Annotated in this window: 10 protein-coding genes; all 10 read left to right on the plus strand. The window is 62.8% G+C overall.

Translation table 11 applies throughout. The features are described 5' to 3' along the window. Positions 1 to 381: 381 nt before the first annotated feature. The 10 genes from LOY36_RS15295 (at position 382) to LOY36_RS15340 (ending at position 13,567) form a co-directional block, all read left to right on the plus strand. A complete protein-coding gene (locus LOY36_RS15295) occupies positions 382 to 735 on the plus strand; it encodes a hypothetical protein (RefSeq protein WP_258668637.1) in 354 nt (117 codons plus the stop codon). 238 nt (positions 736 to 973) lie between these two features. Then, on the plus strand, positions 974 to 1,933 hold the full coding sequence (locus LOY36_RS15300; RefSeq protein WP_007941298.1) for a MoxR family ATPase: 960 nt from the start codon (positions 974 to 976) through the stop codon (positions 1,931 to 1,933). Positions 1,934 to 1,938: 5 nt separating this feature from the next. Next, complete coding sequence (locus tag LOY36_RS15305; RefSeq protein ID WP_019579297.1) at positions 1,939 to 2,883, plus strand: DUF58 domain-containing protein; 945 nt, start codon at positions 1,939 to 1,941, stop codon at positions 2,881 to 2,883. Beyond that, complete coding sequence (locus LOY36_RS15310) at positions 2,880 to 3,374, plus strand: DUF4381 domain-containing protein (protein ID WP_258668639.1); 495 nt, start codon at positions 2,880 to 2,882, stop codon at positions 3,372 to 3,374. Before LOY36_RS15305 ends, LOY36_RS15310 begins: the two co-directional genes overlap by 4 nt. Further along, the gene (locus LOY36_RS15315) at positions 3,367 to 4,461 is read left to right on the plus strand and encodes a VWA domain-containing protein (RefSeq protein ID WP_064618194.1); all 1,095 of its coding nucleotides are present in this window, start codon (positions 3,367 to 3,369) and stop codon (positions 4,459 to 4,461) included. Before LOY36_RS15310 ends, LOY36_RS15315 begins: the two co-directional genes overlap by 8 nt. Further along, complete coding sequence (locus LOY36_RS15320) at positions 4,458 to 6,194, plus strand: VWA domain-containing protein (protein ID WP_258668641.1); 1,737 nt, start codon at positions 4,458 to 4,460, stop codon at positions 6,192 to 6,194. Before LOY36_RS15315 ends, LOY36_RS15320 begins: the two co-directional genes overlap by 4 nt. Next, positions 6,191 to 7,831: a BatD family protein gene (locus tag LOY36_RS15325; RefSeq protein WP_258668643.1), complete on the plus strand. Its 1,641-nt coding sequence runs from the start codon at positions 6,191 to 6,193 to the stop codon at positions 7,829 to 7,831. The genes LOY36_RS15320 and LOY36_RS15325 overlap by 4 nt, the downstream gene beginning before the upstream one ends. A 254-nt stretch (positions 7,832 to 8,085) precedes the next feature. Next, positions 8,086 to 9,330, plus strand: a complete 1,245-nt coding sequence (locus LOY36_RS15330; protein WP_258668645.1) for an exonuclease SbcCD subunit D C-terminal domain-containing protein — start codon at positions 8,086 to 8,088, stop codon at positions 9,328 to 9,330. Continuing rightward, positions 9,327 to 12,968, plus strand: a complete 3,642-nt coding sequence (locus tag LOY36_RS15335; protein ID WP_258668647.1) for an AAA family ATPase — start codon at positions 9,327 to 9,329, stop codon at positions 12,966 to 12,968. The genes LOY36_RS15330 and LOY36_RS15335 overlap by 4 nt, the downstream gene beginning before the upstream one ends. Further along, the gene (locus LOY36_RS15340) at positions 12,965 to 13,567 is read left to right on the plus strand and encodes a glutathione S-transferase (protein ID WP_258668649.1); all 603 of its coding nucleotides are present in this window, start codon (positions 12,965 to 12,967) and stop codon (positions 13,565 to 13,567) included. Before LOY36_RS15335 ends, LOY36_RS15340 begins: the two co-directional genes overlap by 4 nt. The last annotated feature ends 112 nt before the right edge of the window (positions 13,568 to 13,679 follow it).

Below are 13,679 nucleotides of genomic sequence, written 5' to 3' on the forward strand. Positions count from 1 at the left end.
CTCAGGTCACATTCACCTTCCATTGAATGGGCATCTGCAAAAACGACTGTCGGGGCTACCATTGAGCCATCGACAATGCCTTTACGGGTGCTCATCCGTTGCGCAGCTTAACCAGTGCGGCAAGGGCCGTGCTTGCAGCGCTGCGACATATTCGGTCATCGGCACGTAACTCGCGGCATGCGCCTCGAACAACACTAGCAGCCGTGCAGAAAAATGGGCGTTTTATGCCCGGATTTACGGCACCTTCGTCCCAGAAATGACTCGAGATGCATCAGATGTTCACGACACATCCTCTGACACTCAGCCAAGCAGAAATTCCCGAGGGCTGGCAGAATTGCCGTTTGTTGTGTTCACAACGCTCGCCGAGCCAGGATTTTTCCCATGCAAATGACAACCGACCTCTTGATCGTCAACCCGTGCGATGACGAAGAAGACAATCTGGCCATGCTCTGCTGCAACAGTGCCGAGGGCGAAATGTTCCTGATGAGCCGCTTTCCGGACGAGGACGAGCTGGAGATCATCTTCCACGACAAGCCTTCGGCCCTGGATGGCGTGAAAGTCACCCTCAGCCCTGACCGTCTGCTGATCGAAATCGCCGCCGTGGACGCCGATGCGCTGGATGGCAATGATTCGCTGGAAATCCTGCACAGTACCGATGCCAGCGATCTGGCCGAGGTGGAAGAGACGCTGCAGAACATTCTCGAGGGGATTGGTACTTACATCAGCGAAATCTGATGGTGGCTGAATGGGCGCCCTCGCGGGCAAGTCGGATCGCCGCACCGCTCGCTCCTACCGGTTTTGAGGTGATCGTTCCCACGCTCTGCATTCCCACGCAGAGCGTGGGAACGAGCGTTAATCCGCACATTTCTACAAAATGCCGTTAGTCGGCGCCCCCCGCGATGGATTAAAGTAACGCCCCCAGCCCTGGCGTTATTCGAACGTCTTCGGTCACCCTTTCCAGGAACAGTCATCGATGGAACATCGTGAAGCGCTGCTCGCGCTGCGAACCTTTCTTTCAACGCAGATTCTCGGCCAGGAAAAACTCATTGAGCGCTTGCTCATCGCCTTGCTCGCCGACGGTCACATGCTGGTCGAGGGCGCCCCGGGGCTGGCCAAGACCAAGGCCATCAAAGAACTCGCCGAAGGCATCGAAGCACAGTTCCATCGCATCCAGTTCACCCCCGACCTGCTGCCGGCCGACATCACCGGCACGGAAATCTATCGCCCGGAAACCGGCAGCTTCGTGTTCCAGCAAGGCCCGATCTTCCATAACCTGGTGCTGGCGGACGAAATCAACCGTGCCCCGGCCAAGGTCCAGTCGGCCCTGCTCGAAGCCATGGGCGAACGCCAGGTCAGCGTCGGGCGCAGCACCTACGAGCTGTCGCCGCTGTTTCTGGTCATGGCCACGCAAAACCCCATCGAGCAGGAAGGCACCTATCCACTGCCCGAAGCCCAGCTCGACCGGTTCCTGATGCACGTGAAAATCGGCTTCCCCGACGCCACCGTCGAACGGCGGATTCTGCAACAGGCCCGTGGCGAAGCACTGCACGGCGAAACCAAACCTGAACGCCGGGTCAGCCAGCAGGCGATCTTCGCCGCGCGCAAGGAAATCCTCGGGTTGTACATGGCCGACGCCGTGGAGGAATACCTGGTGCAACTGGTCATGGCCACGCGGATCCCGGCCAAGTTCGACCCGGAAATGGCCGAATGGATCGCCTACGGCGCCAGTCCGCGCGGCTCCATCGCCCTCGACCGTTGCGCCCGGGCCCACGCCTGGCTGGCCGGTCGCGACTTCGTCAGCCCCGAAGACATTCAGGCGGTGCTGTTCGATGTGTTGCGTCACCGCATCATTCTTTCCTTTGAAGCCGAAGCCGCTGGCATCGACCAGGACCGGGTGGTCCAGCGGATTCTCGACGTCGTAGCCGTCGCTTGACCCCGATGAACACCCTTCTGCCGCCCGAGCCGGGCATCCGCATCAGCCTCGCCGAGCTGATCGAGATGCGCCATCGCGTGCGCGAAGTGCAGCTGTTTTCCACGCCGAGCCAGCGCAGCCCGCTGATCGGCCTGCACCACTCCAAACTGCGCGGGCGCGGGGTGGACTTCGATCAGGTGCGGGTCTATCAGGCCGGCGATGATGTGCGCAGCATCGACTGGCGCGTCACCGCCCGGACCCAGGAACCGCACACCAAGCTGTTCCATGAGGAACGTGAGCGGCCGATCTTCATCATGGTCGAACAGAGCCGTCGGCTGTTTTTCGGCTCCGGGTTGATGTTCAAGTCGGTGCTGGCCGCCCAGGCCGCGAGCCTGATTGGCTGGGCCGCGCTGGGGCACAACGACCGGGTCGGCGGGCTGGTGTTCGGCGACAACGAGCATTACGAAATCAAGCCACGACGCAGTAAGCAGAGCCTACTGCAACTGCTCAACCGGCTGGTGCGGGTCAATCAGTCGCTGCACACCGAACGCGAGCCGGACCGCGACGCCTTCGGCATTGCCCTGCGCCGCGCCCGGGAAGTGCTGCGCCCCGGCAGCCTGGTGATCGTGATCTGCGACGAACGCGCCCTGTCCGACAGTGCAGAACAACAGCTGAGCCTGTTGTCGCGCCATTGCGACCTGTTGCTGTTGCCGGTGTCCGACCCGCTGGATCACGCCCTGCCCGCCGCCGGTCTGCTTCGTTTTGCTGAACACGGCGCACAACTGGAACTCGACACCTTGAATTTCGACCTGCGCCAGGCCTACCGCGCCCAAGCGGAAGCGCGCATCGCCCGCTGGGAATTGCTGGCGCAGAAGCTACGGGTGTTGCTGATGCCGTTGAGCACCCAAAGCGAGATGGTCGAGCAATTGCGCGAATACCTGAACCCACAACGTCCGGGGAAAGGTCGATGAGCAGCCTCGATCAACTGCAACCGTTGATTTCCCCGCCACCGATCGGTTTCTGGCCGCCGGCACCGGGCTGGTGGCTGCTGCTGTTGTTGCTGCCGGTGATCGGTTTCGGCGCATGGCAGTTGCGACGCTTCATTCCGGACAAGCGCCCGATCGTCCGTGCCGAACAACCGCTGGACCCGGTGCGCCTCGCCGCCCTGGCCGAACTCGCGTTGATGCCCAAACCCTACGACGGCGCCCCGGCCGGTGCCTGGCTGCAGCAACTCAATGGCTTGCTCAAACGCCTGTGCCGCAACCACTACCCCTATAGCCAGAGCCACACCCTCAACGGGCGCCAATGGCTGGCGTTCCTTGATAACCGCTGCCCGGCTGCCGGCCTCACGCGCTGGATGGTGTTGGTGGAAGGTGCCTACAAGCCCGAATGCAAACTCGACGACAAGGCCATCGCCGGCCTGACTCAAGCCGTCGACACCTGGATTCGCAAACATGTTTGAGTTCGCCTGGCCGTGGATTTTCGCCCTGCTGCCGCTACCGTGGTTGATGCGGGTGCTGTTGCCGGTGGCCGACAGTGGCGAACCGGCGCTCAAGGTCAGCTTCCTCAGCGACCTCGAAGGCCTCGCTCGCCGCCGCGCCCGGGCCAACCTGCCGACCTGGCGCCAGCAAGCCCCGTTCATTCTGATGTGGCTGTTGCTGCTGATCGCCGCAGCGCGCCCGCAATGGCTCGGCGAACCGCTACCGATTGCCGCCAGTGGCCGCGATTTGCTGGTGGCGGTGGACGTCTCCGGCTCAATGGACTTCCCCGACATGCAGTGGCAGGACGAAGACGTCAGCCGACTGTCACTGGTGCAGCATTTGCTCGGTGATTTTCTCGAAAGTCGCGATGGCGACCGGGTCGGGTTGATCCTGTTCGGCAGCCAGGCCTATCTGCAAGCGCCGCTGACCTTCGACCGCCATACCGTGCGTGTCTGGCTCGACGAAGCGCGAATCGGCATCGCCGGCAAGAACACCGCCATCGGCGACGCCATCGGCCTGGCCCTCAAACGCCTGCGCCAACGCCCGGCACAAAGCCGCGTACTGATTCTGGTCACCGACGGTGCCAACAATGGCGGCGAAATCGATCCGCTGACCGCCGCACGCCTGGCGGCGAATGAAGGCGTAAAAATCTACCCGATCGGCATTGGCGCCGACCCGGAACAAAGCGGCACCCTGGGCTTCCTGGGTATCAACCCGAGCCTGGACCTCGACGAGCCGGCCTTGAAAGCCATTGCCCAAGCCACCGGAGGCCAGTATTTCCGCGCCCGCGACGGCCAGGAATTGCAGGCGATCAAGACCACCCTCGACAAACTGGAACCGGTGGCCCAGCAACCTACGCAGGCCCGTCCGGCCCAGGCGTTGTATCACTGGCCTCTGGCGATGGCGCTACTGTTGAGCATGCTGCTGGTGATCCGTGAGCGCTGGCCGGATAACCCGTTGCAACGTCTATTCACCAAGAAGCTGTTTACCAAAGAGCGGTTTCTGCATACGCAACTGCCCGACTGGCGTCAGCGCCTCAAACGCCTGCGTCTGCGGAGGCGCCGATGATCGCTCTCTGGCCATACTGGTTCCGCCCTTGGTGGCTGCTATTGCTGCCGTTGCTGGGCTGGTTGCTCTGGCAACTCTGGCACCGGCAGAAGCGCGCGGGTCGCTGGCAAATGATTCTGCCACCGGCCTTCCATGCCGCGTTGCTCAGTGGTGGCAGCGGTCGCGAGAGCAAACTGCCGTGGGTCGCCCTGGGCCTGGCCTGGGTGCTGACTGTGCTGGCCCTGCTGGGGCCGAGCTGGCAACGCGTCGAGCAAACCGGCCAAAAACCCGCTGACCCGCTGGTGGTGTTGCTTGAGTTGACCCCGGAAATGCTCGCCACCGACGTTGCGCCAAACCGATTGGAACAGGCTCGGCGCAAACTGCTGGATCTGCTGCAAAACCGCAGCGACGCGCAGACCGCCATCGTCGTCTACGCCGGCAGCGCCCACACGCTGGTGCCACTGTCGGACGACCTGTCGACCAGCCGCAATCTTTTGGATGCACTCAAGCCGTCGCTGATGCCCCAGGCCGGTCATCGCGCCGATCTGGCGGTGGCCAAGGCCCTGACGCTGCTGGATCGGGGCGCCCTCGGCCAGGGGCGGATCCTGCTGATCGGTTCGTCGCTGACGGAACACGAACGCCAAGGGATTCGTCAGTCGCTGGACGCCAAGTCCACACAATTTCTGATGCTCGGCATCGGTACCGCCGAAGGTGCGCCGGTCGCGCAGGACGACGGCAGTTTCCTCAAGGACGATCAGGGCGCGATTCTGGTGCCGCATCTGGACGGCCCCAGCCTGAAAGCCTTTGCCAATGGCCTGGGTGGACGTTACGCCCAGGCACGCCTGGACGATGCCGACCTGCGCGACCTCGGCCTGCTCGACGGCCCACGGGACCTGCGTAACGACGGCCAGACGTTGCGCCTCGACACCTGGGCCGATCAAGGCTACTGGCTGCTGCTGCCATTGTTGTTGCTGGCCGCCTGTGCCGGGCGTCGCGGCTGGCTGTTCTGCTTGCCGCTGCTGTTCCTGCTGCCGCAACCGAGTTACGCCTTCGATTTCGAAGACCTGTGGCTGCGGCCCGATCAGCAGGGTTTGCACTTGCTCAAACAAAAGCGCCCTGCCGAAGCCGCGCAGCATTTCGAAGACCCGCAATGGCAAGGTGTGGCGCTCTATGAAGCCGGCGACTACAGTGGCGCCGCCCAGCGGTTTGCCCAAGGCAACGACGCCCACGCCCACTACAATCGGGGTAACGCGCTGGCCAAGAGCGGCGAACTGGAAGCAGCGCTGGACGCTTATGAGCAAGCGCTGGAACTTCAGCCAGACCTGCGCCCGGCGCTGACCAACAAGGCTCTGGTGGAAACGCTGCTCAAGCAGAAAACCGCTACATCGCCCGTCGAGCCGGACAAAACCGCCGAGGGCGAAACCGAAACCATGCCTCAGGAACCGCCACCGGGCAGCGCCACCCAGCCGAGCGATGGCGAGCCGAAAACCGATGCCCAACAGGCCACGCCGGACGCCGAGCAGCCGCCCACGGCACCACCGCAACCGGGCGCCAATGAAGTTCCGGGCAGCGAATTGGGGGATGAACAAAGCACCACGCCACCACGGCGCCCCGCCAGCGACATGCTCGAAGGCGAACAGCAACAGGCGTTGGAGCAATGGCTGCGCAAGATCCCGGATGATCCCGGCGAACTGCTCAGGCGCAAATTCTGGTACGAACAGCAACAACATCAGGATCAGGGAAAAACTCGATGACCCGCTTCACCGCCTTCTTGCTTGCACTGCTTTTCTGGACCGCTCAGGCCCAGGCTGCGGGACTGGTCGCCAGTGTCGATCGCAGTCGCCTGAATTCCGGGGAGACGGTCGAACTGACTCTGGAATCCAGCGACGTGACCCAGTTCGGCAAACCCGACCTGACTCCGCTGGAACCGCAGTTCGAGGTGCGCGGTACCCGTCAGGTCAACCAACCGAACACCCTCAACGGCAACACTCAAGCGACCACCCGCTGGATCATCACCCTGCTGCCCCGGCAGAACGGCAGTGTGGTGATTCCGTCACTGCAACTGGGCGAGGCGCAGAGCCAACCGATTACCGTGCAGGTGATAGAAAGCGAAACCCAGGACAGCAGCAACACGCTGGCGCCGGTGTTCATCGAAGCCAGCCTCGACCAGAACAGCGTCTATGTGCAGGCTCAGGCGATCCTGACCTTGCGCATTTATCATTCGGTGTCGCTGTACGACGACAGCAGCCTGACCCCGTTGCAGATTCCCGATGCGCGCATCGAACAACTGGGCGAGTCGCGCACCTACGAGAAAGCGATCAACGGCCTGCGCCACGGCGTGATCGAAATGCGCTACGCGATTTACCCGCAGCACAGCGGCGTGCTGACCATTCCGGCGCAGGTATTCAGTGCCACATTGGTCGATGCCCAACCGTCCCAGGACGGATCGCCCCAGGGGCCAAAACCGGGCAAATTGATGCGCGTCAGTTCCACCGAGATTCTGCTGACGGTCAAGGCCAAGCCCGGCAGTTATCCAGCCGATGCTCCCTGGCTGCCGGCCCGCAGCCTGAGCCTGAGTGAAAGCTGGAGCCCGGAACCGGATCATGCGCAGGTCGGCGACTCGCTGACCCGCAGCCTGACCTTGAGCGCCGAAGGCCTCGCCAGTTCTCAACTGCCACCATTGCCCGCCACCGAGATCAACGGCCTGCGGCGCTACCCGGATCAACCGGTGCTGAGCAACCAGAGCGGGGAGCGTGGCTTGGTCGGCAGTCGCGAGGACCGTGAAGCCCTGGTTCCGATCCGCACCGGCGACATCGACTTGCCGAGCGTTGAAGTGGTCTGGTGGAACACCTTCGAGGATCACCTGGAACACACCAGCCTGCCGGCCCGCACGCTGCAAGTGGCGAGCAATCCGAGCCTGATCGTCGACGCCCCGGCGAGCAGCCCGCTGGTGATGTCCGGCGCCAGCAACGAAGCCCTTTGGTGGTGGAAACTCAGCACGGCAATTCTGGCCTGTACCACCCTGCTGGGCTTCGGCCTCTGGTGGCGCGCCCGCTCGCAACCGGCAGTCCTGCGGGCAGCGCAGACCGGCCCGAGCCCTCGCACGCTGCTCGACGACCTCAAACGCGCCTGCCAGGCCAACGACACCCACGCCACCCGCCAGGCCCTCGACGCCTGGGCCCGGCAACAACCGGAAACCCTGGCCGACATGGCCGCCCGCTTCGTACCGCTGTCCGATGCCCTCGACGGCCTGAACGGCGCGCTCTACAGCGAAACCGGCCAGTACTGGCAAGGCGAAGAACTCTGGCGCGCCATCCGGGCGATCCCGACGGCCGAAGGGGTTCAAGGCGTGGTCGGCGACAGCGGGTTGCCGCCGCTTTATCCTAAATAGTCCCGACCAATGGGATGAAGGGGCTTTTGTGGCGAGGGGGCTTGCCCCCGTTGGGGTGCGAAGCGCCCCTTACAATTCTTCAGTGCCACCGAGTCGCCTGGATTCACGACTGCTTCGCAGCCGAACGGGGGCAAGCCCCCTCGCCACAAAATCAGTGCCTGACCACATCCCATGTGTTTGCCAGTAAACTCTCCCCTCTTTAGCCGCCATCATTCTTCTTGCGGCCATCACCTTATTTTGTTGCGGAGTACGCCTTGCGTCTGTTCCACACCTCCGACTGGCACCTTGGGCAGAACCTGCACGGCCAGGAGCGCGATTTCGAGCATGCCTGCTTTCTCGACTGGCTGCTGCGTCAGCTGAAGCTGGAGCAGCCCGATGTGCTGCTGATTGCCGGCGATATCTTCGACACGGTCAACCCGCCGGTCAAAGCCCAGGAGCGCCTCTACGATTTCATCGTCAGCGCCCACGAGCAGCAGCCGTTGCTGACTATCGTGATGATCGCCGGCAACCACGACTCCGGCTCGCGGATCGAACTGCCCGCGCCGTTGATGCGCCGCTTGCGCACTCACGCCTTGGGTCGCGTGCTGTGGCTGGATGACGGTCAACTGGATGCCGAACGCCTGTTGCTGCCGTTGCCGGATGCCAGCGGCGCAATCGCTGCCTGGTGCCTGGCGCTGCCGTTCCTGCGCCCCGCCGAAGTGACCGGCGCGCAGCTGGGTGACAACTATTTGCGCGGCATCGGCCAGGTTCACGAATGGCTGATCGAGGCGGCGAACGCCAAGCGCAAGCCGGGTCAGGCGCTGATCGCTATCAGCCATGCGCACATGGCCGGCGGTTCGGTTTCCGAGGACTCCGAGCGCAGCCTGATCATCGGCAACGCCGAAGCCCTGCCCGCCAGCCTGTTCGGACCGAGCATCAGCTATGTCGCCCTCGGGCATTTGCACAAGCCGCAGAAGGTCAACGGCGAAGAACGCATCCGCTACAGCGGCTCGCCGATTCCGTTGTCATTCTCCGAGATCGGTTATCAGCATCAGATTCTCGACATCAAACTGGATGGCGAAACCCTGCTCAGCGTCGAACCGAAGCTCATTCCCCGACCAGTGAACCTGCAACGCCTCGGCCCCGCGCCGCTGGCGGAAATCCTGCTGCAACTGGCCGACCTGCCCAACATCGACCTGCTCGCCGACATCCAGCGCCAGCCGTGGCTGGAAGTGCGGGTGCGTCTCGACGAGCCGCAACCGGACCTGCGCCATCAAGTGGAAACAGCCCTGCAAGGCAAAGCGGTACGGCTGGTGCGGATTGCCGCCGAATACGCCGGCAACGGCAGCCGCGACGGCGTCGAGGACGGCGCCACCTTGATCGAACTGGACCAACTGACGCCGCAGGAACTGTTCAGCCGCGCCTGGCAGGACAACTATGGCAGCGAGGTCGACGAGCAAACGCTCAGGGACTTCGCCGAGCTGCTGCAAGACGTGCAGATGGAGAGCGAACAGCCATGAAAATCCTCGCGATCCGCCTGAAAAACCTCGCCTCCCTGGCCGGGCCATTTGAAATCGACTTCACCGCCGAACCCTTGGCCAGTGCCGGCCTGTTTGCGATTACCGGGCCGACCGGCGCCGGCAAAAGCACCCTGCTCGATGCGCTGTGCCTGGCGCTGTTTGGCGCCGTGCCGCGGCTGAACAACGCTCAAGCTTCCGCCAAAACCCCGGACGCCGATGGTGAAATCAGCACTGGCGATCCGCGTACGCTGTTGCGTCGCGGCACCGGTGAAGGCTTTGCCGAAGTGGATTTTGTTGGCATCGATGGCCGCCGTTATCGCGCGCGCTGGGAAGCCAATCGCGCCAGGGAAAAGGCTGCTGGCAAGCTGCAAGCCAGTCGCCAGAGCCTGCGCGACATCGATCAGGATCAACTGCTCGCCAGCCAGAAACTTGAATTCAAGAGTCAGATCGAGTCCGTACTGGGCCTGAACTTCGAACAGTTCACCCGCGCCGTGTTGTTGGCGCAGAGCGAGTTCAGTGCGTTCCTCAAGGCGGACGACAACGACCGCAGCGAACTGCTGGAAAAGCTCACCGACACCGCGCTCTACACCCGCCTCGGTCGCCGCGCCTTCGACAAGACCAAAGAAGCGCGCGAAGCCCACAAGCTGTTGCAGGACCAGGCCACTGGGGTCACGCCACTGTCGCCTGAAGCCCGGGCCGAGCTCGATGAGCGCTTCAATGACGCGCAGCAGCAACTCAAGACCCAGCAGGCGCAGCTCAAGCAATTGGAGTTGCAACACACCTGGCTCAAGGACCTGCGCCAGTTGCAGGACGCGCAACAGAGCGCCACCGAGCAACTGCAATCCGCCCAACAACACTGGGACAGCCTGGCTAGCGAGCGCTTGAAGCTGACCCGTCTGGAGCAACTGGCCCCGCAACGGCACCAATTCGCGCGAAAGACCGAATTGACCACCCAGCTCGCACCGCTGGCGGCGCAGATTCAGCAGCATACCCAACAGCAAACCGAACTGAGCGCGCGTCAGGCTCAGCTCGAACACAGTCTGAGCGCGGCGCAAACGGCGCTGGTTGAAGCGCAGAGCCAACACAGCAACAGCGCGCCACTACTGCGTCAGGCCTTCGAAGAGCAAAGCACCCTCGCCCGCCTGGTCAACGACGCCAGCCTCAGTGCCGACCTCAAGCAGCAGGCAGAACTGGCCTGCGCTCAGGGCCAAAGCACGATTCAGGGTTTGCTCGACCAGCAGAAACAAGTCGCAGAACGGTTGCAGCAAATTGCCGGTGAGCTTGAGCAAAGCACTCATCTGGCGCCGCTGAGCGATGCCTGGAACGCCTACCGCGATCGTCTGCAGCAACTGATGCTGATCGGCAATCGCCTGAACAAGGGCCAGTCCGAACTGGCTGCCCTGGAGCAAAGCGCCACCCGCGCCGCCGAGGATCTGGCCGCTCAACGCCAGAACCTTGAGCTGCTGTACAAAGAGGCTGGCGCCGAACCCGAAGCCGTGGCCGAGCAGATTCAGATCCTCGGCAGCCTGCTACAGGACAACCGCAAGCAACTGCGGGCCGTTGAAGAACTGACGCGGCTGTGGGCCAGCCAACAGGAACTGGACAAGCGCGGCACCGAACTTCAGCAGCGCCAAGTCGCCGCTCAGCAAGAGCGTGATCGTCTGACCCAGGACGGGGTGAAGACCAAGACCGAATTGACGATCGCCGAACAGACCCTGACCGTCACCCGCGAACTGCTGGAACGTCAGCGCCTGGCGCGCAGTGCCAGCGTCGAAGAACTGCGTGCGCAACTGCTGGACGATCAGCCGTGCCCGGTTTGTGGCAGCCTGGACCATCCTTATCATCAGCCCGAAGCCTTGCTGCAAAGCCTCGGCCGCCACGATGAAAGCGAACAGGCCAACGCCCAGAAAGCCGTCGACCTGCTCAAGGAAAAACTCACCGAGCTGCGCGCAGAAGTTGGCGGCTTGATTGCTCAACAAAAGGAATTGCTGCAGCAGCAAGAACAACTCGCCACTCAACAACAGAGCCTGGCGCCTAGCCTGGAAGCGCACCCGTTGTCCGCCCAACTGTTGGCCCAGGACGCGAACAAACGCGATGCCTGGCTGAGCCAACAAAGCAGCCAGTTGAACCAGAGCATCACCCAGGACGAACAGCGGCAAACCGCCCTGCTCACCCTGCAACAAGATGCCGCGCGCCTGGCGCAACAACTGCGCAGCGCCGAAGCGGCGAACCAACAGGCGACACAACACCTGCTCAACCAGCAACGGGAGTTGAGCAGCGATCGCCAACGCCTGGACGAAGAACTGAGCGCGTTCAGCAGCCTGCTGCCAGCCGAGACGCTGGAAGCCCTGCGCAATGAACCCGCCGCGACTTTCATGCAGCTCGACCGGCAGATCGCCCAGCGTCTGCAACAACTCGAGCAGCAGCGCGATGAACTCGATGAACAGCAACAACGCCAGCAGACGCTGGACAAAGAGCAGGACCGCCAGCAGACCCGCGCCCAGCAGCTGGACGCCGCGCAGCAGCAGTTCACCGCGCTGGCCGGGCAACAACAGGCTTGCCAGGAAAAACTGACGCAACTGCTGGGTGAACACGCCAGCGCCGAACAATGGCAGCAGCAACTGGATCAGGCCGTCGAGCAGGCACGCAATGCCGAAGCGACGGCCAATCAGGAACTGCAAAGCGTGCGCACAGGGCTGGTGCAACTGGCCGCCGAACTCAAGGCACAACAAGAACGTGCGCAAGCCCTGGAAAGCGAAGACCGCGAGCTGAGCAGCAAGATCGCCGACTGGCGCGCGCAGCATCCAGAACTGGACGACGGTGGGCTGGAAGCGCTGCTCGGCGTCAACGACCAACAGCTCAGCGAGCTGCGTCAACGATTGCAGCAAAGCGAACAAGACATCGCGCAAGCCAAGGTGCTGTTGCAGGAGCGGGATCAGCGCTTGCGCGATCATCAGGCGCAGCACAACGGCAACCTGGACGCCGGACAACTGGCCACGGCACTGGCCGAGCTGCAAAACCTGTTCGCCGCCAGCGAGCATCGCTGCGCCGAATTGCGTGCCGAACAAACCGAAGATCAGCGTCGACAAAACGCCAATCAGGCGCTGGCGCAGCAGATCGCCGACGCCTACGCCGAGTACCAGCGCTGGGCGCGCTTGAGTGCGCTGATCGGTTCGGCCACCGGCGACACCTTCCGCAAAATCGCCCAGGCCTACAACCTCGACCTGCTGGTGCATCACGCCAACGTCCAGTTGCGGCAACTGGTGCGGCGCTATCGCCTGAAACGGGGCGGCAGCATGCTCGGGTTATTAGTGATGGACACCGAGATGGGCGATGAACTGCGCTCGGTGCATTCGCTGTCCGGTGGCGAGACGTTCCTGGTGTCGCTGGCGCTGGCGCTCGGTTTGGCATCGATGGCATCGAGCACGCTGAAAATCGAATCGCTGTTCATCGACGAAGGCTTCGGTAGCCTCGACCCCGAATCCCTGCAACTGGCCATGGACGCCCTCGACGGCCTGCAAGCGCAGGGACGCAAGGTCGCGGTGATTTCCCACGTACAGGAAATGCATGAACGGATTCCGGTGCAGATCCAGGTCCACCGTCAGGGCAACGGCCTGAGTACCCTGGAGGTGAAATGAATACGCTGTATTCGTTCCGCCGCTGCCCCTACGCCATGCGCGCTCGCATGGCCCTGCGCTATTCGGGGGTTGCAGTGAATATCGTCGAGGTCAGCCTCAAGGCCAAACCGGCCGAAATGCTCGCGCTGTCGAGCAAAGGCACGGTGCCGGTGCTGAGCGTGGATGGCCGGGTGATCGATGAAAGCCTGGAAATCATGCGCTGGGCGCTGGCGCAGAACGATCCGCAGGACTGGCTGCTCAAGGATGACCCTGTCGGGCAGCAATACATCGGCGGGCTGATCGAAGAAAACGATTCGGTGTTCAAGGTGCACCTCAATCGCTACAAATACGCCGAGCGTTATCCCGAGCAGCCGATGACGTTTTATCGCGCCGAGGGCGAGGTGTTCTTGCGCAAGCTGGATCAGTTGCTGGAGGGGCGCGACTACTTGCTGGCCACGCACCCGAGCCTGGCGGATGTCGCCTTGATGCCGTTCGTGAGGCAATTCGCCCATGTGGATCGCGAGTGGTTCGGGCAGACGCCTTATGTGCGATTGCAGGGCTGGTTGCAGCGGTTCATCGACTCAGATCTGTTTGCTGACGTGATGGCAAAGCAAAAATAACAGCATTCCTTTGTGGCGAGGGGGCTTGCCCCCGTTGGGGTGCGAAGCAGCCCTGAATCAGGTTATCGCGATTTGTCAGATGAACCTCAGTCGCCGGTTTTACGACTGCTGC

Origin of the sequence: Pseudomonas sp. B21-019 (assembly GCF_024749225.1) — a bacterium.
Classification (GTDB): Bacteria; Pseudomonadota; Gammaproteobacteria; order Pseudomonadales; family Pseudomonadaceae; genus Aquipseudomonas.